Origin of the sequence: Kaistella sp. 97-N-M2, from assembly GCF_021513235.1 — a bacterium.
GTDB lineage: Bacteria > Bacteroidota > Bacteroidia > Flavobacteriales > Weeksellaceae > Kaistella.
Genome location: NZ_CP090976.1, coordinates 258,067 through 280,057, shown reverse-complemented (window position 1 = coordinate 280,057; position 21,991 = coordinate 258,067). Strand labels below are relative to the sequence as shown.

The window sequence follows — 21,991 nt, the reverse complement described above, 5'->3', positions numbered from 1 at the left end:
AATAATCAACATTTCATCAATTGCAGGAAATGTTTTCTTCCAATTAATTTCTAAAAACAAAACTTTTCCCGAAATTGGACCAACCAAATTATAGATGTATGCCCGAATCTCTTTCCAAAAGAACACCGAAACCAAAATACGATGTCGTTCTCATCGGCGGCGGAATAATGAGTGTTACCCTCGCCACGCTGCTGCACGAATTTGAACCTACGCTCAAGATCGCCATTTTCGAACGCCTCGGCAGATTTGCGCGCGAATCTTCTGCGGCCTGGAACAACGCCGGAACCGGACACTCCGCTTTCTGCGAACTTAATTACACGCCTGAAAAGGAAGATGGTACCATCGAAATCACGAAAGCCGAAGCGATCGCGGAGCAGTTCGAAATTTCGAAACAGTTTTGGTCTTTCTTAATTCAGAAAAAATATATCGATGATCCAAAAGATTTTATCAATTCCTGTCCGCACATGAGTTTGGTTTTTGGAGAAGACGACACGGAGTTTCTGCGCAAACGCCATGAAAAAATGATCCAGTCTAATCTTTTTAAGGGCATGGAATTTACCACGGATCATGATAAGCTACGGGAATGGATTCCCTTGATCATGAGCAAAAGAAAAGAAACCGAATTTCTTGCAGCCACAAAAATGGATTTGGGAACAGATGTGAATTTCGGTTCCTTAACCAGAAAACTGGGCCGGTTTTTAGCAGAAGACTCCGCCGTAGAAATTTTTCTTTATCACGAAGCCAAAGACCTGGATCTGGAAAAAGACGGATCCTGGAGCATTAAAGTGAAAGACCGCATTCATCATCACTCCCAGGAAGTGCGTGCAGACTTTGTATTTATTGGTGCCGGCGGTTACGCTTTGCCGCTGCTCGACAGTTCCGATATTCCGGAGAGTGCGGGTTACGGCGGTTTTCCTGTTTCCGGTGAATGGCTGGTTACGCACAATCCCGAACTCATCTCGCAACATCAGGCGAAAGTTTATACGCAGGCAAGCGTAGATGCCCCGCCGATGAGCGTTCCGCATCTTGACCTGCGGATTATCGATGGCAAAAAAGCACTGCTCTTCGGCCCTTTTGCAGGTTTCTCCACCAAATTTCTGAAGGAAGGAAGTTATCTGGATCTGCCCGAAAGCATTAATTTTAAAAATATTCGTTCTCTTTTTGGTGCCTGGTGGCATAATTTACCGCTAACCCAGTATTTGGTGCGGCAAGTCGCGATGACGAAGGCTCAGCGTATTCAGCATTTGCGCGAGTTTGTTAAAGATGCCAACGAAGAGGACTGGGAATTGAAAATTGCGGGTCAGCGTGTTCAGGTCATCAAAAAAGATGCGAAAATGGGCGGAAAATTAGAATTCGGAACTGAAGTAGTAGTAAACGCAAATGGAACGGTGGCCGCAATTTTAGGTGCTTCACCGGGCGCTTCTACAGCGGTTTATGCGATGATGCAGGTGATTGAAAAGTGTTTCCCGGAAAAATTGGAACATGAATGGCAAGAGAAACTTTTGGAAATGATTCCTTCTTACGGTCAGAAATTGGCTGATAATGCCGAACTCACGGAGAAAATGCGAGCTTACACGAAAGAGAAGCTGCAACTCCACTATTAATTGTTAAGATGTAGTGATGGGTGATCACCAATTTTTTTCAAATATCCATCACCATTTGCCCATTATTTATTCCGCTATAAAATGCCAACCATTACAAAACCCGAGATCGTACAGGAAGTTCTGCAGTCGCTCCAAACCAAAATTGAAGAGGAAAAGCAGGTGATCGTTCACTGTTGCTTTCCGGCGACCTTTTTTGAGGGAAGTTTAATCAGGATCTGGAATTCTACTTATTTGATCGATGATCGTTTAGCACATAGAAGTGCATTGATTCATCACGAAAACATCTCTGTTTTTCCCTACTGGACGGAAGTGCCGCCCTTCAGGGATTTTTGGTTTACATTGGTGTTCAGTGGATTGCCAAAGGAATGTACGACGTTTGATCTGCAGGAGATTATTCCTGAAGAAGGCGGTTTTCATGTGAAAAACATCAAACGCAACGGCAGCGATGTTTATCGTGTAAAATTGATTTAAAACTGTTTCTCTTTTTTAAAATATAATTGAAATTAATTCTACAAAATGAAATATTTTAGCCTTGTTTTATTAATGGTTTCCGTTTTTGGATTTTCGCAGAGCACGAAAAAACAGATCTCCGACATCAGAAAGTTTCAATCCGATCTCAATGCAGAATATCAAAATCCGAAAGAAACGCCGCTGCGCGGTGATAATTTTACGAATTTCGAAGATCATCCATTTTTTCCAATCGATTTAAAATATAGAATCAAGGCAAAATTTAAAAGAACCGAAAGTGCCGTTCCCTTCGATCTGCCAACTTCTTCCGGAAAAACCCAGCCTTACATGGAATACGGTAAAGCAACATTTCAACTTGATGGTAAAATATACACCTTATCCATCTATCAAAGTTTAAATCTGATTAAAAAGCCGGGTTTCGAAGATTATCTTTTTCTGCCTTTCCGCGATGAAACAAATGGCAAGGAGACTTATGGGGGCGGGAAATATATGGACTTAAGAATCCCGAAAACGGACGAAATTCTTCTCGATTTTAACCAAAGCTATCAACCTTTCTGTGCATATAACGCCTACGATTACAACTGCCCAATTGTGCCGGAAGAAAATTTTTTACCTCTGCGAATTGAAGCCGGCGTACAATACCACGATGTATATCACCACTAACAGACGTTTTGTGGCATAAAAATAGCTCAGTACCATTTAATAAAAAATTAAATCATGGAACCATCAAAAAAAAATAATCCTGGACCGCTTGTTATCGGCGCAATAGCCGTAATTGCTTTGTTAATTATCTTTTATTTTGTGCTTACGATGTTTTTCCCCGATTTATTTCAGAGCATGAGTGTAGGTGAAGCACAACCTGTAAAATAGAATCGCGCTGAACACAAGATTTTTGAGCAATTTTATTAAAAATATATATTAAAGCAAAACACCACTAAATTGTGGTGTTTTTGTTTTTGAATATTAAATTCTTGATCTTGAAAATCCTGACTATAACTGGATGGGAAGTATCATTAAACTTTTTCTAGAAAATGATCGAAGCTTACACCCACAGATACGGTACCGTCGTCCAGAATTTTCTGAAGTTGAATACTTTCGATCTTATTAACAGAGGCGATATCAAAAGGTTTTTGTACGCGCACATAATTTTCTGTAAAGCCAAACATTACGCCGTTTTTGTTTTCGTGTTCCCACAAAACAGGCAGCGTTTTACCCACCTGCGTTGCGTAAAAAGCCATTTTCTTTTTCTCCGAAAGTATTCTGAGCATTTTGTTTCGGCGCTTTCTCTCGGGGATTGGAATGACGCCGTCCATTTCCGCAGCTTCCGTATTTTCCCTTTCCGAATAGGTGAAAACGTGCAGATAGCTTAGGGGAAGTTCCGTTAAAAACCGGTAGGTTTGTAAAAATAGTTCTTCGGTCTCGCCGGGAAATCCTACAATAACATCAACGCCAATACAGGAATCCGGCATTACTTCGCGAATTTTCGCAATCCGGTTTTGGTATAAATTCGTCAGATAACGTCGTTTCATTTTTTTCAGCAGCTCGTCGCTTCCGCTTTGCAGTGGAATATGAAAATGCGAGACAAAACGTTTACTTTTTGCCACCAAATCGATGCTTTCATCTTTTAACAGATTTGGTTCGATGGAGGAAATTCGAATTCTTTCGATACCTTCAACCTGATCCAATTCGGAAATTAAGTCGAGAAAAGTGTGTTCGTGTTTTTTATTGCCGAACTCGCCTTTACCATAATCACCAATATTTACGCCAGTCAATACAATTTCTTTGATGCCTTTTGCCGCGATTTCAGCCGCGTTTTTTACCACATTTTCAATGGTATCCGACCTTGAAATTCCGCGCGCCAAGGGAATCGTGCAGTAAGTACATTTATAATCGCATCCGTCCTGCACCTTCAAAAAAGCCCGGGTTCGGTCGCCAATAGAGTAGCTTCCTATGAAAAAATCGGCTTCGTCGATCTCGCAGGAATGAATGATGCCATGGTCAGTCGTTTTTTGCAAATCTTCCAAATAGCTCAAAATGTTGAATTTTTCTTTTGCCCCCAAGACCAAATCCACGCCTGTGATTGCGGAAATTTCCTCCGGTTTCAACTGGGCATAACATCCTAAAATAACTACGAGTCCCTCAGGATTGGCTTTCATTGCACGTTTCACGTGAAGTTTACATTCGCGGTCGGCATTTTCGGTAACAGAACACGTGTTGATAACGTAAACGCTTGCCGGTTCGTCGAAACTTACTTTTTCGTAACCCGCATCCGTTAATTGGCGGGCAATAGTAGAAGTCTCTGCAAAATTTAATTTACAGCCCAGGGTATGATATGCGGCGGTTTTGGAGTAGCGTGCGTTCAATTCTTAATTTTGAGACTGCAAAGATAAGGAATTCAGAATTTTAAATCCAAGGAGCTAAATATCGGACTTACTCTAATTTGTAATCATCGCGAACGTCGTCGCTTTTGGCATAACAAACGGGTGAGGAGTTTTGTGGAATATCAGTCGAATTCAGCTTTGTCAGAAGTTCCGAATTATATTCTGCGGATTTATTTCGGGCGATAGAAAGGGTTTTCCACGCGTCGTTTTTTAACATTTTTGCAGCGTAAATAATTTGTCCAATGTGATAAGGATAATGTGCCAATTGCCGCAAAACCGCATCCAATAACGAATGTTTTTCACCGCGGATAAAAATTGGTGTGTTAATGTTTTCGTCCGTAATCAGGTTTATGGCTTCCAGTAAAACTTTCCAGCCGTTTTCCCAAACCGCGATCATTTCGGCTTTGGATTGTATGTCGTTTAAAAACTCTGCATCGCGATTGCGATATTCTTTTTCGCCGTCTTCCGTCAAAAAATTGGTCCAGCGCGAAACCATATTGCCGGCAATGTGTTGTACTATTGTTGCAATAGAATTGCTTTCGGCATTATATTGCCATAAAACCTCGTCATCACTTAATTGTTCGAAGGTTTTGTCTCCTAAATCTTTATAAAAAAGGAAGCGTTTAAGGAATAATTCTTTCATTTTCGGGAAAAATAAATCTAAAGTTACGCATTAAATCGTATATATGCGCATGGATTGTAAAGTAACTTCATTTATGCAGGATTTGAATTCCCTGAACGTCGAAAACCTGAAAAAATGGTTTAACGCAGAGAGTAAAATTTGGATTCCGCCGGCAAAAGAAATTCAGGGAGACAGCAGAATATTGGCGTTGTTTCGCGCCATTTTTAGAAAGTATGAGACCATAGAATGGAGAGAATCGGAGATTTTTAGCTTGGGGAAAGGTCGTTTCTTTTACGAAACTGTTTCGCTTGGGAACATGAAAGGAAAAGGTTTTTATACGAATAATATTTGTACCGTTATCGCTTTTACGGAATGTGGAAAGATAAAATTACTCTCAGATTATTTTAAAGATACTTCCTGTTTTTAAGCTTTTATAGTCGTTAAATTGCCGCAAAGATTTTCCAGGTGGTAAATTTTGTTAAATGGTGATTTAATTTTTTCTAAATTTTCTTTATTCTGAATGAAGGTATATCGTGAAGCTAACGAATTCATATCAGATACGATAACGAGCCAACATTCATCGACGGTTTGGTCATAATAAGGATGTTTTTCATTTTTCTTTTGAATGACCTCAATTATCTTTTCCGCAGAAAGTTCGTCGAACAAAGTCATGTCGTATTCGTACGTAATGAAAACGTTTCGGCGGTGTGGCGATTTCCGGATTTTCTTTACGTAGCCGAAGAATTTATTCTTTTTGATGCAGGTCGCAATGTTGTGAACAATTTCATCATTTTTATCAATGAGATCGGTTTTCGAAATGTTTCGAAGTTCCAAAAAATAAACGCCCCGAAATTGAACCGTATTTTCCTGTTCCAGTAAAATCTCGGCCTGCCGAAATATTTTATTGAGCTGGCTTTCTACTTTTTTAATCGCCAGATGGTTGATGACTTCCGTTAATTCGATGCCAATTTTCTTATCTTTTATGGTCGCAATAAAATCCGGACTTTCACAAGCAAGATTTTCGAATTCTAGGTCGGGAAAGTGATGCAGAAAAGCATTGAGAAGAAGGATTTCGCCTTTTTTCCGGTATTTCTCCCGGTCGTGAAGCTGCGACCCGTCGATTTCGCGGTGATAGCGCTCCATGGGCTTTTTAATCAAATGTCGGTTCAGGTAATAAAGCGAGAGATTTTTACCAAGATCTTCTTCGGAAAATACTTTTTTCATGCTTTAAAATTTGAAAATCAATATTTTACGATTTTAAAATTAAGAATTTTTTTCATACAAAATTGATTTTATTTCAAAATTAAAACAGAATTAATATCGAATTTTAATAAATTTGATAAAACGACTGCCATGCGAAATAATTCCGAATACTGCAAAAACTGCAAGCAGCATTTGCTTTTGCGTCAAAAATTTTGTCATTCCTGCGGGCAGAAAGCCGATACGCACCGTATTAATTTTCATTTTCTGATCCACGAAGTTCAACACGGGATTTTTCATGTAGACAACGGAATTCTGTTTACGATAAAAGAACTTTTTTCCCGCCCGGGCCACACTTTACGCGAGTATTTAGAAGGTAAAAGAAAGCCGCACTTTCCGCCGATGCTTTTTGTGATCATTTTAGGTTCGATTTGCGCACTGATACAATTTTCTTTGAATCACAAACCGGAAAAAACACAAGATCAACTCGTAGAAAGCAACCTGGCAAAGACAGAATATTCAAAATATATCGACTTTCGGGGGCTGATCGCATATTTTCGGCATATTTTCGAATGGCTGGGCAGCCATCTTGCCTTTACCATTTTATTAATGCTGCCCATTGCCGCGCTGGGTTTCTATTTAGGCTTCCGCAAATACAAATGCAATTATCCGGAATGGCTGGTCATCCTTCTCTATCTGGCGGGACAGTGCTTAACGGTTTATATTTTCTTTATTTTTCTCAACCATTTTGTGGGAGATTTTACCTTTCTTTTTTATATGATCTGCTGGGCGATGGTTACTATTTCTCTGGTCGAATTCTTTAACGAGCGTGGTAAATGGTACGTAACGCTGAGGACGTTTTGGTCTATTTTTCTTAGCTACTTTTTTTCCATGATTTACATCATTTTGGCGATTATTGTTATTACTGCAGTTGGAATTTTATTGTATGGATACGAAAGCATTATCCCGACGGTAATGCAAAAATTATAAGCCAAGCAGTCGTCGCAAAATAAACTTTAATAATTTCCTCCGGGAATTAAAATATTTATCTTTGCGCCTTACATTAAGTAACCTTACAATGGATTTTAAAAATTTTAAGGTGCCTTTCGGCATCAACCCCGAATACGATAAAAGAGTAGCTTATTTTTCCATGGAATTTGCCATTGATCAGGCCCTGAAAATTTATTCCGGGGGTCTGGGATTTCTTGCAGGTTCCCATATGAGAAGTGCGTTCAACCTGAAGCAGGACTTAATAGGCATCGGCATTCTTTGGAAATTCGGATATTATGATCAGGCCCGCAATCACGATCAAACATTACAGCCTACGTGGACGAAAAAGATGTACAGTTTTCTCGAAGATACCGGAATTAAATTTCAAATTGACATCCATTCCGCGCCGGTGTGGGTAAAAGTATATTATTTGGATCCCGATATTTTTCAGACTGCGCCTATGTTTTTTCTTTCCACAGACGTGCCCGAAAATGATCATATTTCAAAAACAATTTCCCACCGTCTTTACGACTCGAACGAATCGACGAAAATTGCGCAGTATATTTTGCTTGGAAAAGGTGGCGCAAAATTATTGGACGTGATGAATCTCGAAAGAGACGTTTATCATTTAAATGAAGCACACGGACTTCCCGCCGCATTTTATCTGCTGAATAAATTTGGGGGCGACCTCGAAAAAGTAAAGGAAAAATTGGTTTTCACCACGCACACCCCTGAAGAAGCCGGAAATGAAAAGCACGATATTGTGATGTGTCATGATATGTCATACTTTTCAGGTTTAACGATTGAAGAAGTAAAAACCATCGAAGGCGTAGAGGACGACCGCTTCAATCACTCGCTCTGCGCTTTACGAATGGCGAGAGTGGCAAACGGCGTTTCTCAACTTCATGGCGAAGTTTCGCGAAAAATGTGGAGCAAATATTCCAAAATCTGCGAAATAAAAGCCATCACCAACGCGCAGGAATTTAAATATTGGGCAGATAAACCTTTGTACGACGCGAAGGATGAAAACGATGCCACGCTTTTCGACTTCCGCAAGAAACACTTGAAACAGAAAATGTTCAAAATCGTGGCTGATCAGACCGGAAATTTATTCGATCCAAATGTGTTCACCATTGTTTGGGCGCGCAGATTTGCCGGCTACAAAAGGGCAGATTTGCTTCTTCACGATAAAGAAAGATTCGGAAAACTTTTAAATAATCCGAAATATCCCGTGCAGATAATTTGGGCTGGAAAACCTTATCCTATGGATTATTCGGCGATTTCAACCTTCAATACGTTGGTAGAAGAGAGCAAAAACTATAAAAATATGGCGGTGCTTACGGGTTATGAACTGGCATTAAGCAAAGCGATGAAGCAAGGTTCCGATCTTTGGTTAAACAACCCGAGAGTTCCGCGGGAAGCTTCGGGAACGTCGGGCATGACGGCTGCAATGTGCGGCTCCGTCAATCTTTCGACGGACGATGGCTGGATTCCGGAGTTCGCGAAAAACGGTATTAACGCATTTGTGACGCCACTCGCCGATTACGATAATAGCAGTGTGTACGACCAGGATAATTTTGATCTTGAAAATCTTTACAATGTCCTGGAAAATGAGATTCTTCCCACTTATTACGACAATCCCGACCAATGGCGAAAAATTCAGCAAACCGCGATGGATGATGTAAAAGTGAAATTCAACAGCGATCGAATGGCAGATGAATACTACAAGCAGATTTATCTGTAAATTCTTTTAATGAAAACATGAACACAATCCGGGAATGCAAATTCCTGGATTTTTATCTTCTGCGTCAACGTTCGGCAAAACTGTTCAGCGGCAGGTTGAAAAATATCGTTCGTTTATACCGGATCGATTTTTCGCGCCAAAACTTGGGAAATATTCGCAGATTTAGTTCAATAATGCTTCCATAAGCCCAATTTATTTGCTCGCGCTTTTGCTTCAGCTTTCCGAAACTGATGCACAAACTTGACGTTCGGCGGGAAAGTAGCGACGCTCGCATAGCCTTTTTTCACCAGATCGTTATTTACAAAAACGCCGTTTTCCAGATAGACGTAAGCCAGCGTTCTGCCATACCGATCGACCTTCTGAATATCGAACTCCAAACGCACTTTTTTGCGAGAAAGATATTTTTGTAAATGCGCTTTTGCTTCAATCCCAAAAATCTCAACCCGCTTCTTTTTACCGACATTTCGACTTTCGGGCGCATCGATCCCAATAAACCTGATCTTAAGTTTTGTATTGTTTTCTGCCAAAATTACAAAGGTATCGCCATCAACAACACGATAGACGGGATAGAACTTACCGCTAATCTGGGCTTTAAAATTTAAGAAAAAAAGAAAAAGAAAAAAGGAATAAAAGCGAATCTGCATGGGGCAAAAATACCTTAAATACGGCAATTTTCACTGCTTTATTCAACTTAAAAAATTCACTTGCCCTGCCTGAAATCGATTTTTGTTGAAGAAAAATTTCCGTATTTTTGCGAACGTATGATTAACAGCGACCAAATTAAAGAAGCACAGTCCCGAATTCAGGATTTATATAAGTTTTTGCAAATCGAGAAAAAGCAGATCGAAATCAGCAATGACGAAGAAAAAACGTTATCTCCGGAATTTTGGGACCATCCGAAGGAAGCCGAAATTTTCATGAAGCAATTGCGCTCCAAGAAAAAATGGGTGAATGATTATGAGGAGATTTTCACGCGGTTTGAAGATATTCAGGTGCTCCTTGATTTCGCGAAGGAAGATCCGGAGTCCGAAAAAGAACTCGAAACGTCATTTCCTCTTCTTCTGGAAAAAATGGATGATCTGGAGTTCAAAAATATGTTGTCGAATGAAGGCGATGAACTTTCTGCAGTTCTTCAAATTACTGCCGGCGCCGGCGGAACAGAATCCTGCGACTGGGCCGCGATGCTGATGAGAATGTACACCATGTGGGCAGAAAAGCAGGGCTACAAATTGCGCGAACTGAATTATCAGGAAGGCGAGGTTGCAGGTGTTAAGACGGTGACGTTAGAAATTGATGGTGAATTTGCCTTCGGATATTTACGTGGAGAAAATGGCGTGCACCGTTTGGTGAGAATTTCGCCTTTCGATTCGAACGCGAAACGCCATACGAGTTTTGTCTCGGTTTATGTATATCCTTTGGTTGATGATACTATCGAAATTAATATTAATCCCGCCGATATTTCTTTTGAAACCATGCGATCCAGCGGTGCAGGCGGACAAAATGTAAATAAGGTGGAAACGGCAGTTCGTCTTCGCCACGCGCCTTCGGGAATTATTATCGAGAATTCGGAATCGCGCTCGCAACTTCAAAATAAGGAGAAAGCCATGCAGTTGCTTAAATCCCGTTTGTATGAAATGGAACTGGCAGAACGCATGAAGGCCCGGAACGAAATTGAAGCCGGCAAGATGAAAATTGAGTGGGGCAGCCAAATCCGAAATTATGTGATGCATCCGTATAAACTCGTAAAAGATGTGCGGTCGGGGTACGAAACTTCAGATGTTGATGGCGTAATGAATGGTGATTTGACTCCTTTCCTGAAAGCCTTTCTAATGGGTGACGGCACCGCGGTTACAGATGATGACTTTGCGCTGTAAGTTTGGCAAACTTTAACAAATTAATAATCTTTACAAAACCGGGCTTTTATTATCTTTGCGAATATGGGACATTTTGAAAGTTGGAAGGATCTGTTGAATCCAGAATTTTATATACAGATGGGCGGTTTTTGGCTCATTTTGTTCATTATTTTTGCTGAAACCGGCTTATTCGTCGGTTTTTTTCTGCCGGGTGACAGCTTGCTGTTTGTCTCCGGGATTTATGCAGTAGAAATTATGAAAGAAACTTTCGGTTCCACGGGCAGCGATTTTTTAGATACCACCATTTTAGCAACTGCAGTTGCGCTTGCGGCCATTATTGGGAACGAGGTTGGGTATTGGTTTGGTTTAAAAGCGGGTCCGGCACTTTATAAAAGAGAAGATTCATTTTTCTTCAAAAAGAAATATTTATTTCAGGCGCACGATTTTTTCGAAGATCATGGGGCTTTGGCAGTAATTATGGCGCGTTTTTTACCCATCGTCAGAACATTTACGCCAATTGTCGCGGGTATTGTGAAAATGGATAAAAAAAGATTCTTCATCGATAATGTGATCGGGGCATTTTTATGGTCCTTCATCCTCATCTTTGCGGGCCATTATCTGGATAAACTTTTTATTGAGCAATTTGGCATCGATTTGAAAAAGCATTTAGAAATGATTATTCTCGTAATCGTTTTAATTACCACCTTGCCTTTGGTGCTGAAGTTTTTCTTCGGCAAAAAAAAGCCCGAAAGAACTAGTTAATATCCTTATGGATAAATGATAAAATATTAGGGAAAATAATTAAATCGCGTTTGCGTTTTACAAATCTCGGTACATGACCGGAATTCTTCATAAATACCAATTTATGAGGAATTTTTTTTGATGTAAGTACAGAATCCAGCGCCAAACCTTGGTTTTTATTGACAAGAAAATCCCGGTCACCCTGAAAAATAAGCGTCGGAATATTAGAAACGTGATTCAATGGACTTGCCGCTTTGAAAGCTTCTACATTATTTTCGTAGGTATCACCAACTACTTTCTGAAAAATACCTTTGGACCGCTTGTAATAGGAACTGCTTTGATATCTTTCCGAATAAAAATCGGTCGGTCCGCTCAGCGAGATAAGTTTCTTGATGGCCTGCGGGTTTTGATAGCCGTAAAGAAGTGCTAAATGTCCGCCGGCACTTTCGCCCAGCAAAACATAGTTATTAGGTTTTATTGCCCAACTCGCGGCCATTTCATTACTTTTTGCAACTGCTTTCGAAATGTCTTCCACCTGCTCGCGGTACAACACGTCTTTTTTAAGCAAGCGATAATCAATGTTGATGCTTGGAATATTATTTTTAAATAAAAAATTCTGAATCATTTTTAAATGTTCCTTGCGGCCGAACTTCCATCCGCCGCCATGCACAATCATTACAACAGGACTTTCTGCAGCGTACTGCGCCGGTAAAAAAACATCCATCCGCTGCTGTTGGTGGTCGCCGTACTTAACGTTATAAAGTTTTTTGGCGCCGTTTTCTTCGACGGCTTTATATTTTGTGGAACAGGAATTGACGATGAGTCCGAGAATGCTCACGGCCCAGAAATGGTAATTCAAAAGGAGTTTCTTCATAACTAAATAGATATTAAATCGATGCCAAAAGCGTATCAGCACTTAGGAGTTTGTGTGCTTTAAATAAAAAAGAGACTCCGAAAAGTCTCTTTTAATTTTTTAGTTGAACAGGTCCCGAACTTTATCGAAGAAGGTTTTTTCTTTTCCGGAAGGCTCGGCCAGCATTTCGCCGTTTTTTATTTGGTTTTCGAAAAACTCTTTTTGAGAAGGTGTAAGGTTTTGAGGCGTCCAAACATTAATGTGAACAAACATGTCACCTTTTCCATAATTATCGATGCTTGGCAAGCCTTTGCCCGAAAGACGGAGAATTTTGCCGGACTGCGTTCCCGCGTCCACTTTAATTTTCACTTTTCCACCCACGGTAGGAATTTCTTTTTGGTACCCAAAGCGGCTTCCGCAAAAGAGACATACAATTCCTGATGCAGGTTATCGCCTTCCCGTTTAATGGTTCCATCTACTTCCTCTTCAACTACCACGAGCAAATCTCCGGGAGTTCCGCCGAAAGGCGCATCATTTCCTTTCCCGCGAACGTTAAGCTGAATGCCCTCTCGTGCACCCGCCGGAATATTAATTGTTACTTCTTCATCCTCTTTAATTAAACCCTGCGCATTTGCGCCGGCCGGAATTTTATCGGCCACTTTACCGATTCCCTGACAGGTTGAACAGTGCGTCTGCGTCTGCATTTGCCCAAACATGGTATTCATTACTTTTACCTGAACACCGGTTCCGTTACAGGTAGAGCACGTTTTTGAAGTTGCGCCGGGCGCCAGTTTCATTTTTTTACTTTGATGGTTTTCTGCGTGCCATTAACCATATCATCAAGATTCAGTTTAATTCTAACCCGCAGATTGGTGCCGCGCATCTGCTGTCTTTGAGCACCGCCGCCGCCACCAAAATGACCGCCGAAAATATCTCCGAACTGGCTGAAAATATCATCCATATTCATTCCGCCACCGAATCCACCACCGCCAAAGCCGCCACCGGCACCGCTCATTCCGGCATGTCCATACTGGTCGTACCGGGCTTTTTTATTATCGTCGCTCAGGACTTCGTAAGCTTCGGCTGCCTCCTTAAATTTCTCCTCCGCCACACTGTCTCCCGGATTTTTATCGGGGTGAAACTTAATGGCCATTTTTCGGTATGCTTTCTTTATTTCCTCGGGCGAGGCAGATTTAGAGATCTCTAAAACTTCGTAATAATCTTTTTTTGACATTTTCCTTTTATGATTGATAAATGATAAAAGATAATTAATGCATCATCAATTATCTTTTATTATTAAAATTTTAGTTTCCGGTAACCACTTTTGCGAAACGAATCACTTTGTCCTGTAACAAATATCCACTTTCGATAACATCTACAATTTTACCTTTCAACTCCGGTGAAGGCGAGGGAATCTGCGTAATGGCTTCGTGAAAATCTACATTGAAATCGTCGCCGGCATTTACTTCCATTGCTTTCAGTCCTTTTTCGATAAGTTTATTTTTAAATTTTTGATAAATCAGTTCTACTCCCTGCAAGTCGGCTTCGTTGCCGTTTTTGGCGATCTCTTTTAAAGCTCTTTCGAAATCATCCAAAACACCCAGCATCGAGATCATCATATCCTGATTGGCGTACTGGAAAAACTCCATTTTTTCTTTGGACGTTCTTTTTTTATAGTTTTCAAATTCGGCAAAGAGACGCATATAACGGTCTTTTTCGTCTGCCAAAAGTTCTTCCGGCGTAGGTCCCGCTGTCATAGTTTCTTCACTTTCATTGCCAAGGTTTTCGGTGAATTCTTCCTGCGAATTCAGCTTGTCATCCTGTATATCCTGATTTTCTGACATAATATTTTATTTTAATATTCATCAGTTGGCAAAGATTTTGCCAAAGAAAATTTTAGGACAATTCGGCAGAGAAACGTTTATTTTAAAGGAAAACGGTAAGAGATTCCGGCGGAAATAAAATATTCGGGAGATATTTTGGAAAGACCCATACCTGCAGAAAGATCGGCCTGCAAATCTTTAGTCATTAAATAGGTTAAACCGCCGTCAAAGCGGTGATCGGCTTTTTCATACTTATTGATAAAACCGTAAACCTCTGCAAAGCTCCCAAGCTTTTCTGTGAGTGCGTAAGCGAGTGAAAGAGTGTAAATTCCGTCGGCGTCGGGAGTTTCACCATTCCATTCTGCACCTAAATTATAGCCAAGTTGTAGTCTGTCGGATACTGTCTTCTGGAATAAGAAGCGGAAACTGGGAGCTAAATGAGGGGTCTGAAAGTTTTTTGAACCCCATTTGCTTGTCTGCAAGTTCGCGAGAAAGGATATCTTGGGAAGCACTTTTGTTTCCTCTGTAAGTTTAACTTTCAGCCCGAAAGTAAGGGGCGAAAGACCTGATGATTTTTCTGTGGGAAAGTGTTCAGTTACGAATTCTGTAACCAAATGAACTTCAAAAAAATCGTTCACGCCATACCGCCAATTGATGGTTGGATGGGAGAAATTCTCACCACCGTTTTCTTTTTCATAGAGAAATCCACTTTCTATTTGAAGATAGTTTTTCGGAACAAGCGCAGCCGATTCTGTTTGATCCGGGCGGTCCGTTTCTATATTTTCCTGCGCTGAAAATAGACCGTAAGAAGCGAGAAGCAGGATTGCTATGATTTTTTTCATGAAGGGAAAAATGTTTCAACAAGAAGGTACAAATTTAAAATTAGGATGATGCCGGCAATAATCCATACCATAATTTTTAGCCACAGTTTATTTACAAATTCGCCCATTTTCAGTTTAGATCCCGTAAACATGACGAGTGGAATTACAGCAAAACTTAACTGCATGGAAAGAATAACCTGACTTAAAACGAGCAAATCTGTAGTGCCTTTTTCCCCATAAATTATAGTTACAATCAATGCCGGGATTACGGCGATAAGTCTTGTTATAAGCCTTCTCAACCAAGGTTTTAAACGGATATTCAGAAAACCTTCCATTACAATTTGTCCCGCCAAAGTTCCGGTTAGGGTAGAGTTTTGTCCGGAAGCCAGTAAGGCTACTGCGAAGAATATGCTGGCGAAGGTTGTTCCCAGAATAGGAGCCAGCATTTTATGCGCATCGTGAATGTCGGCGACATCTTGGTTTCCCGTGGTGTGAAAAGTGGCTGCTGCAACAATTAGTATGGCCGCGTTGATAAAAAAGGCCAGAAACAGGGAAACGGTGCTGTCTATCGTAGCAAATTTAATGGCTTCTTTTTTACCTTCGGTTGTGCGGTCGTAATTTCTTGTTTGCACGATGCTGCTGTGCAGGTACAAATTGTGCGGCATCACTGTGGCGCCAAGGATACCGATCCCAATGTAAAGCATGGCCGGATTAGTAACGACTTCTTTTTGCGGAACCAGCCCTGCAAGAATCGGGAATACATCTGGTTTGCTTAAAATAATTTCGTAGGCAAAACACCCGAAAATCACAATAATGAGACCGGCGACGATACTTTCGATGACGCGGAAGCCTTTTGCCTGAAGAAATAGAATGATAAAAACATCGACAATAGTGATGACCACTCCCCACGTTAAAGGAATGCCAAAAAGCAGATTTAATGCAATGGCGGAACCGATAACTTCGGCGAGATCGCAGGCTGCAATGGCGATTTCACAGAAAATCCATAGAATGAAATTTGTGGTTGGATTAAAATGATCCCGGCAGGCTTGCGCCAGATCCCGTTCCGCAACGATTCCCAATTTAAGAGAAAGATGCTGAAGTACGATGGCAAAAAGATTTGAAATTAAAATAACAGAGAGGAGCGTATAGCCGAAACGTGCACCACCCGCAATGTCGGTCGCCCAGTTGCCGGGATCCATATAGCCCACGGCCACCATTAATCCCGGACCTGCGAAAGCCATTAATTTTCGCCAGAAGCCGGCGTCTTTTGGGATGTTAATACTGGAAAAAACTTCGGGCAGCGAATTGGAAGATCGTTCCTTTCTCCAACCTTTTGAAAGGAATTTTGAAGTCATAATTGTTGAATGTTAGATTACTCTAACAAATGTAGATAAATTAATCTAATGCGCAAATTTTTCTAAAAAAAATCCCGACGTCAGTCGGGATTTGGTATAATGTTTAAAAGATTATTTAGCAAATCTTACAGCCATCTTTCTATCAATCGCTCTTTCAGCATCGGAAGCTGAAGCATCAACGGTAGCGAATTTGCTTCCGTACCCTTCAGCACCTAAAACCTGTGCGCCAACACCTTTGTCTGATAACCATTTTTTGATGTACTCCGCTCTTTCGCCGGATAACTTCACATTCGCAGCCTCGTCGCCAACTTTATCGGTATATCCTCCGATTTTGATCTTCGCTTCTGGATAGGCTTTTAAAATCGCCAATAAATTATCCAACTGACCTTGGGAAGCTGCTTCCAAATCCGTAGAAGAACCCATTTTGAAATTAACTTTATCGAATGTGTACCAATTATCTTTCAAGGCAGCATCGTCTGCGGCATTGGCGTAGGCTCCGGATTTCAGAAAAGAAATCATGGAATCTTCCATTCCACCTTTATAACCTTTAATTGCAGTACCATTCAAATCGATATCTTCGTCTGTTTTAGTCGTATTCATCATCGCTGAATCTACGGGAGCTGTTACTGCTGCGGAATCGGTCATCATTGCCGTAGAATCAGTCATTGTAGTTGTGGTGTCCGCGGGTTTGTTACATTGTTTCCAAAGAAACCAAGCTGCCAACGCGAGTAAAAGAAGTGGTAACAACCATTTCCAAATGGAACCGGCGCCGTCGGCATCATCAACTTTATCGACATTTACATGGGTATTGCCGCCTCTGTTCACTTCAATTTTAGGCTCGTCGTAAGATGTTACTTTTACATTTTCCGTCGGAACATCCATGCTTGTGCTTCCCATGCTTCCTAAACCTAAGGAGGCCAAGGATAACCCTGCGGGCATTAAGGTGGAAACAATTCCTTTCTGATCTTCTAAAAGATTTTTCACGCCATCATTACCCAACTTGTTGTCGGCAGCATATTTTCCGATCGATCCTAAAGCTGCACCAGCAACCATGTTCAACAATGAATTGGATGATGAATTACTCACGCCCGCAAAACTTGAGACCGAATTAACTAATCCTCCAATCTTGTCGCCAAAAATGGAAGCTAGAACAGTTGAAATCATGGGATTGTTAGAGGCATCCCCTAATAAATTTCCAAGTATCCCACCGGAGGTAGCGCCTGTAATGGAATCTAAAACTCCTGGTTTATCTGCGTTGTTCGCTAATCCGCCTACTACGGCAGGAAGTAATCCACTGATTGCTTTTGAAATCGCAGATTCGCTTTCGCCTAACTGCGATGCAGCCTGGGATACGAGAGCAGGACCCAACTGTCCTTTGATAAGGTCGATGATGTTTAGTGACATAATAGTTTATTTAAAAGTTTAACTTAATAATAAATGTATACAAATATTTGTCCACAAATAAAGATATAACCTTATTTATATTTAAATTAACGTTTTTAATGCAACGGAAACCTTGTAATTTTATTAATATGCCTTCGCGAAAATGACGCGCTGTTTTGAAGTTTTACCGGAGATTAGAGAAATACCTTCTTCCTGTATATTATCTAACGGAATACAGCGGATGGTTGCTTTTGTTTCATTCTTGATCTTTTCCTCTTCTTCCGCAGTTCCGTCCCAGTGGGCAGAAATAAAGCCGCCTTTTTCTTCCAGAACTTTTTTAAATTCTTCGTACGAATCTACTTCGGTAATGTGTTGATCACGATAATCAAGCGCTTTCTGGTAAATATCTTTTTGTATCGTCTGAAGAAGATTTTCAATATAAACCTCAATATTTTCCAAAGGCTGAGTTTCCTTCGTGAGATTATCACGTCTGGCAATTTCGACCGTGCCATTTTCCAAATCTCTCGCGCCAATGGCGACACGGATTGGTACGCCTTTTAATTCATACTCCGCAAACTTCCAACCGGGCTTATTTTCGGTTTTGTTGTCGTACTTTACTGAAATTCCTTTAGCTTTTAATTTAGTTTGAAGGTCGACTGCGACTTTACTCACCTGTTCAAATTGCTCGTCGCCTTTAAAAATGGGGACAATTACCACCTGAATTGGTGCTAAACTTGGCGGCAAAACGAGACCCAGATCGTCAGAATGCGTCATAATTAAGCCACCGATCAAACGGGTGGAAGTTCCCCAGGAGGTTCCCCAGGCGTGCTCTATTTTACCTTCTTTATTCGTGAATTTAACATCGAAAGCTTTACCAAAATTTTGCCCTAAAAAGTGAGATGTTCCCGCCTGAAGGGCTTTCCCATCCTGCATGAGTGCTTCAATACAGTACGTTTCGTCGGCTCCGGCAAATCTTTCTGATTCGGTTTTGGTTCCCCGAATCACTGGAATTGCCATAAAATTTTCGGCAAATTCTGCATAAACGTTAATCATTTTTTCGGTTTCCTCTACGGCCTCCGCTTTCGTTGCATGAGCGGTGTGGCCTTCCTGCCAAAGAAATTCTGCCGTTCGCAGAAATAAGCGCGTTCTCATTTCCCACCTAACTACATTTGCCCACTGGTTGATTAAGATTGGCAAATCACGGTAAGACTGCACCCAGTTTTTGTAGGTGTTCCATATAATAGCTTCCGACGTTGGACGAACAATTAGCTCTTCTTCCAGTTTCGCATCGGGATCAACGATTAGTTTCCCCGGGTTATCCGGATCGGATTTTAAACGGTAATGGGTTACAACAGCACATTCTTTTGCAAAACCTTCGGCATTTTTTTCTTCGGCTTCAAACAGACTTTTTGGGATAAAGATTGGGAAGTAAGCATTTTCGTGACCGGTTTCTTTAAATTTTCTATCCATTTCATCGCGCATTTTTTCCCAGATGGCATATCCGTATGGCTTGATTACCATGCAGCCCCGCACCCCGGAATTTTCTGCCAGATCCGCTTTTACTACCAGTTCATTATACCATTTGCTATAATCTTCAGCTCTTGAGGTCAATTTTGCCATGCTATTTTTTATTTTTTTTCGTATTGATTTAACTTATACCTGCGCTTTGAATCTAATCTAAAATGCTTAATTTTACTCAAAATTTATACAATGTTAATGGTATAATTTTGGTAACAATTGCAAATATAAATCAATTTAAACTTTTCACCTATCATGGAAAAAATTACTTATAAAAATTTACTTAATTCGCTTACATCTACCAAGGTTTTAGCAATCGCAGGCGGTTTACTGCTAATGTCCTGCGGCGCTCAAATGGGAGGTTACAGCGAGACAGACGGAGTTTATTATGATCCGAACACTGATACTTTACCGGAAGGCGTTGCCATGAACAGCGGAAACCGAGTAGGGGATTATTATGATTATCAGGCGACAGACAGTGATAACAAATATCTAAACTCTAACAACAGGAATCAGAACTGGAATGACAATCAAAATTCTGACTGGGGAAATTACACTGGCACCGATACGTATTACAATGATTTCTGGGGATATCCTTATGGATTTTACTCCGGCTTTGGTTTCGGGATGACTTTTGGATGGGGATCTCCTTTTGGGTACGGACTTTATGATCCTTGGGGTTACAATTCATGGTACGGATATTACAGCCCTTATGGATATTATAGCCCTTATTACAGCTACAATCCTTATTATGGTTATAATCCTTATTACGGATATAATCCTTACTATGGAAGCTACAACGGAAATGGTTACAACACGTATAACGGAGGTTTCAATTATAAAAGAAGCGGCAGTGATGGGGCGTTTAGAAATTCATCAAAAAGTTCAAGTGTGAGAAATTCGAATACCACAAACTCGGGCTTTAGAAGTGATAATCCACGAATGAACAGTCAGTCCAACCCACGCTATAATACGCCGCAAAGAAGTACAGAGCCTCGTTTTAGAACTGATTCTCAACCCAGACAAACAAGTCCGAGACAAATGACCCCACGTTACGAGCAACCAAGAACCCGAAGCTATGATAATGGTGGCTTTAGATCCGGTGGTTCTGGTGGCGGCTTTAACAGCGGGGGATCAACAAACTCAGGTTCAACCAGATCTTCAGGCGGCGGCGGGTTTAGAAGATAATATTAAAACTTTATACAATTATAGAAAATGATCAAAAATTCTTTAACGGTTTTAAGCTTATCTGTTGCTTATTTTGCGAATGCACAAGACGTTTCAACCATTAAAAACACAACGGAGGTTTATTCAAATTCATCAATAAACGGTTCTTCCAAATTCAATGCGATGGCTGGTTCCATTGGTGCGCTAGGAGGGGACGCGTCGGTCTTAAACTCGAATCCGGCGGGAATCGGAGTTAGTATTGCAAGTGAGGTTTCGGGTACATTATTTATCGAAAGCAACAAAAATACGACCTCTTACGCGGGTAAAACGCTTGATTATAAAATAAATAATACCGATTTGGGAAACACGGGCGGAATCGCTGCCTTCCAAATGAATCCGTCGTCAGCCTGGAAATTTGTCAATGTAGCCGTTAATTATTCTAATAAATCGTTGGATGATTATTCGGAAACTCCAGGTAATAATATTATTTATGAAATTAACGATGCGGATGGTGTTCTTTTGGATGAACTTTCCTTTGCAGGACACGCCTACAATCGTTTCGGTAATCTATCTAAAACCCAAATCGGTGTAGGTGGAAATTACGATAACAGAATTTATGTAGGGGCAGGTTTAAACTTTCACAATGCAGTTTTAGACCAGTATGATACCGCGGCGTTTACGGATAATTCCAATAATACAGATACTTACAACAAGCAGTATACACCGTTCTCCGAATCTTCCAGTGGATTTTCTGCGTCGGTTGGGATTATCGGAAAAATTAGTCCTGAATTCAGGTTAGGCGCATCCCTTGAAACACCTACCTGGTGGAATATTTCCCGCATTTACAGCGAATACGAAAATCCTGTGGATGGCACTTATACTGAAGACCGCAGACTTTCTTCACCGATGAAAGCTACTGTGAGTGCTGCATATGTTGCCAGTAAAAATTTTGCGATCAACGTTGATTATACGTTAGGAATTACGAAATCCAAATACAAAGTATACGGCCCTGCCGAAACTGAATTGAATAACTTTTTCTCTGACAGTTCAAAAAATATTTCAGAGGTTAAAGTCGGCGCAGAATACAGATTCAGCGATTTTCGTTTGAGAGGTGGTTACGGCTTCTCTTCAAATCCGTTTGATGCCGCCGGTATTAATTCCGTTTCAGACAGTGGTGCTTCGTCAAACAGCACATACGACAATCTATATGCCGGCAAAAGTAATACTATTGGTGCCGGGATTGGATATGATTTTAAATCATTTTATATTGATGCCGCGTACCAAAACGTAAGTTCAGAATATAAGAGCCCATTTTTACAAGGTTCATCCGATGCAAATACAGGGTATTTTTCGAATCAGTATATCGTCAATTCAGATGCAGCCATCGTATCGAATGTTAAAAACAAGAAAGATAATTTCTTTATCACTTTAGGCTGGAAATTTTAATTTTCAAAAGCATCAAAAAAAG

Annotated in this window: 21 protein-coding genes and 1 pseudogene; 11 read left to right on the top strand and 11 right to left on the bottom strand. The window is 40.7% G+C overall.

Annotated elements, in window-relative coordinates:
• Positions 1-98 precede the first annotated feature (98 nt).
• The 4 genes from mqo to L0B70_RS01360 all read left to right on the top strand — a co-directional run bounded on the left by mqo (position 99) and on the right by L0B70_RS01360 (position 2,942).
• Positions 99-1,604: a malate dehydrogenase (quinone) gene (gene mqo / locus L0B70_RS01375; RefSeq protein ID WP_235142535.1), complete on the top strand. Its 1,506-nt coding sequence runs from the start codon at positions 99-101 to the stop codon at positions 1,602-1,604.
• An 81-nt stretch (positions 1,605-1,685) separates the two neighbouring features.
• Positions 1,686-2,075, top strand: a complete 390-nt coding sequence (locus tag L0B70_RS01370) for a hypothetical protein (protein WP_235142534.1) — start codon at positions 1,686-1,688, stop codon at positions 2,073-2,075.
• Between the two features lie 45 nt (positions 2,076-2,120).
• On the top strand, positions 2,121-2,735 hold the full coding sequence (locus L0B70_RS01365) for a DUF1684 domain-containing protein (RefSeq protein WP_235142533.1): 615 nt from the start codon (positions 2,121-2,123) through the stop codon (positions 2,733-2,735).
• A 54-nt stretch (positions 2,736-2,789) separates the two neighbouring features.
• Positions 2,790-2,942 (top strand): hypothetical protein, encoded by a 153-nt coding sequence (locus L0B70_RS01360; RefSeq protein ID WP_235142532.1) that lies wholly within the window; start codon positions 2,790-2,792, stop codon positions 2,940-2,942.
• Between the two features lie 143 nt (positions 2,943-3,085).
• On the opposite strand, the gene mtaB is transcribed toward L0B70_RS01360, so the two are convergent.
• The gene (gene mtaB, locus L0B70_RS01355; protein ID WP_235142531.1) at positions 3,086-4,435 is read right to left on the bottom strand and encodes a tRNA (N(6)-L-threonylcarbamoyladenosine(37)-C(2))-methylthiotransferase MtaB; all 1,350 of its coding nucleotides are present in this window, start codon (positions 4,433-4,435) and stop codon (positions 3,086-3,088) included.
• Between the two features lie 67 nt (positions 4,436-4,502).
• Positions 4,503-5,096: a DUF1572 family protein gene (locus L0B70_RS01350; RefSeq protein ID WP_235142530.1), complete on the bottom strand. Its 594-nt coding sequence runs from the start codon at positions 5,094-5,096 to the stop codon at positions 4,503-4,505.
• 43 nt (positions 5,097-5,139) lie between these two features.
• Here L0B70_RS01350 and L0B70_RS01345 point away from each other — a divergent pair, with 43 nt between their 5' ends.
• Positions 5,140-5,502, top strand: a complete 363-nt coding sequence (locus L0B70_RS01345; protein ID WP_235142529.1) for a hypothetical protein — start codon at positions 5,140-5,142, stop codon at positions 5,500-5,502.
• Here L0B70_RS01345 and L0B70_RS01340 read toward each other — a convergent pair.
• Positions 5,499-6,299, bottom strand: a complete 801-nt coding sequence (locus tag L0B70_RS01340; protein WP_235142528.1) for a hypothetical protein — start codon at positions 6,297-6,299, stop codon at positions 5,499-5,501. The genes L0B70_RS01345 and L0B70_RS01340 overlap by 4 nt on opposite strands.
• Before the next feature lie 129 nt (positions 6,300-6,428).
• Here L0B70_RS01340 and L0B70_RS01335 point away from each other — a divergent pair, with 129 nt between their 5' ends.
• Positions 6,429-7,265: a DUF3667 domain-containing protein gene (locus L0B70_RS01335; RefSeq protein WP_235142527.1), complete on the top strand. Its 837-nt coding sequence runs from the start codon at positions 6,429-6,431 to the stop codon at positions 7,263-7,265.
• Positions 7,266-7,353: 88 nt separating this feature from the next.
• Complete coding sequence (gene glgP, locus L0B70_RS01330) at positions 7,354-9,009, top strand: alpha-glucan family phosphorylase (protein WP_235142526.1); 1,656 nt, start codon at positions 7,354-7,356, stop codon at positions 9,007-9,009.
• A 167-nt stretch (positions 9,010-9,176) separates the two neighbouring features.
• On the opposite strand, the gene L0B70_RS01325 is transcribed toward glgP, so the two are convergent.
• Positions 9,177-9,653, bottom strand: a complete 477-nt coding sequence (locus L0B70_RS01325; RefSeq protein WP_235142525.1) for a thermonuclease family protein — start codon at positions 9,651-9,653, stop codon at positions 9,177-9,179.
• Between the two features lie 117 nt (positions 9,654-9,770).
• Between L0B70_RS01325 and prfB the strand changes: the two genes are divergently transcribed.
• On the top strand, positions 9,771-10,883 hold the full coding sequence (prfB, locus tag L0B70_RS01320; protein WP_235142524.1) for a peptide chain release factor 2: 1,113 nt from the start codon (positions 9,771-9,773) through the stop codon (positions 10,881-10,883).
• Between the two features lie 63 nt (positions 10,884-10,946).
• Positions 10,947-11,624 carry a DedA family protein gene (locus tag L0B70_RS01315; protein WP_235142523.1) on the top strand — a complete coding sequence of 226 codons (678 nt, stop codon included), beginning with the start codon at positions 10,947-10,949 and terminating at the stop codon, positions 11,622-11,624.
• On the opposite strand, the gene L0B70_RS01310 is transcribed toward L0B70_RS01315, so the two are convergent.
• From L0B70_RS01310 to proS, 7 genes and pseudogenes are all read right to left on the bottom strand, one after another.
• Positions 11,617-12,477 (bottom strand): alpha/beta hydrolase, encoded by an 861-nt coding sequence (locus L0B70_RS01310; protein WP_235142522.1) that lies wholly within the window; start codon positions 12,475-12,477, stop codon positions 11,617-11,619. The genes L0B70_RS01315 and L0B70_RS01310 overlap by 8 nt on opposite strands.
• A 99-nt stretch (positions 12,478-12,576) precedes the next feature.
• Positions 12,577-13,690 (bottom strand): annotated as a pseudogene (gene dnaJ / locus L0B70_RS01305) (molecular chaperone DnaJ).
• Between the two features lie 70 nt (positions 13,691-13,760).
• Positions 13,761-14,300, bottom strand: coding sequence for a nucleotide exchange factor GrpE (locus L0B70_RS01300; RefSeq protein WP_235142521.1), 540 nt, complete (start codon positions 14,298-14,300; stop codon positions 13,761-13,763).
• Positions 14,301-14,377: 77 nt separating this feature from the next.
• A complete protein-coding gene (locus tag L0B70_RS01295) occupies positions 14,378-15,121 on the bottom strand; it encodes a transporter (protein WP_235142520.1) in 744 nt (247 codons plus the stop codon).
• On the bottom strand, positions 15,118-16,455 hold the full coding sequence (locus L0B70_RS01290) for an Nramp family divalent metal transporter (RefSeq protein WP_235142519.1): 1,338 nt from the start codon (positions 16,453-16,455) through the stop codon (positions 15,118-15,120). Before L0B70_RS01290 ends, L0B70_RS01295 begins: the two co-directional genes overlap by 4 nt.
• Positions 16,456-16,566: 111 nt before the next feature.
• The gene (locus tag L0B70_RS01285; protein WP_235142518.1) at positions 16,567-17,859 is read right to left on the bottom strand and encodes an OmpA family protein; all 1,293 of its coding nucleotides are present in this window, start codon (positions 17,857-17,859) and stop codon (positions 16,567-16,569) included.
• Positions 17,860-17,982: 123 nt separating this feature from the next.
• Positions 17,983-19,458 (bottom strand): proline--tRNA ligase, encoded by a 1,476-nt coding sequence (gene proS, locus L0B70_RS01280; RefSeq protein ID WP_235142517.1) that lies wholly within the window; start codon positions 19,456-19,458, stop codon positions 17,983-17,985.
• 153 nt (positions 19,459-19,611) lie between these two features.
• Here proS and L0B70_RS01275 point away from each other — a divergent pair, with 153 nt between their 5' ends.
• Together L0B70_RS01275 and L0B70_RS01270 are read left to right on the top strand one after the other, a co-directional pair.
• Positions 19,612-20,544: a prolyl-tRNA synthetase gene (locus L0B70_RS01275; protein ID WP_235142516.1), complete on the top strand. Its 933-nt coding sequence runs from the start codon at positions 19,612-19,614 to the stop codon at positions 20,542-20,544.
• Positions 20,545-20,571: 27 nt separating this feature from the next.
• Positions 20,572-21,969, top strand: coding sequence for an OmpP1/FadL family transporter (locus L0B70_RS01270; RefSeq protein ID WP_235142515.1), 1,398 nt, complete (start codon positions 20,572-20,574; stop codon positions 21,967-21,969).
• Positions 21,970-21,991: the final 22 nt, after the last annotated feature.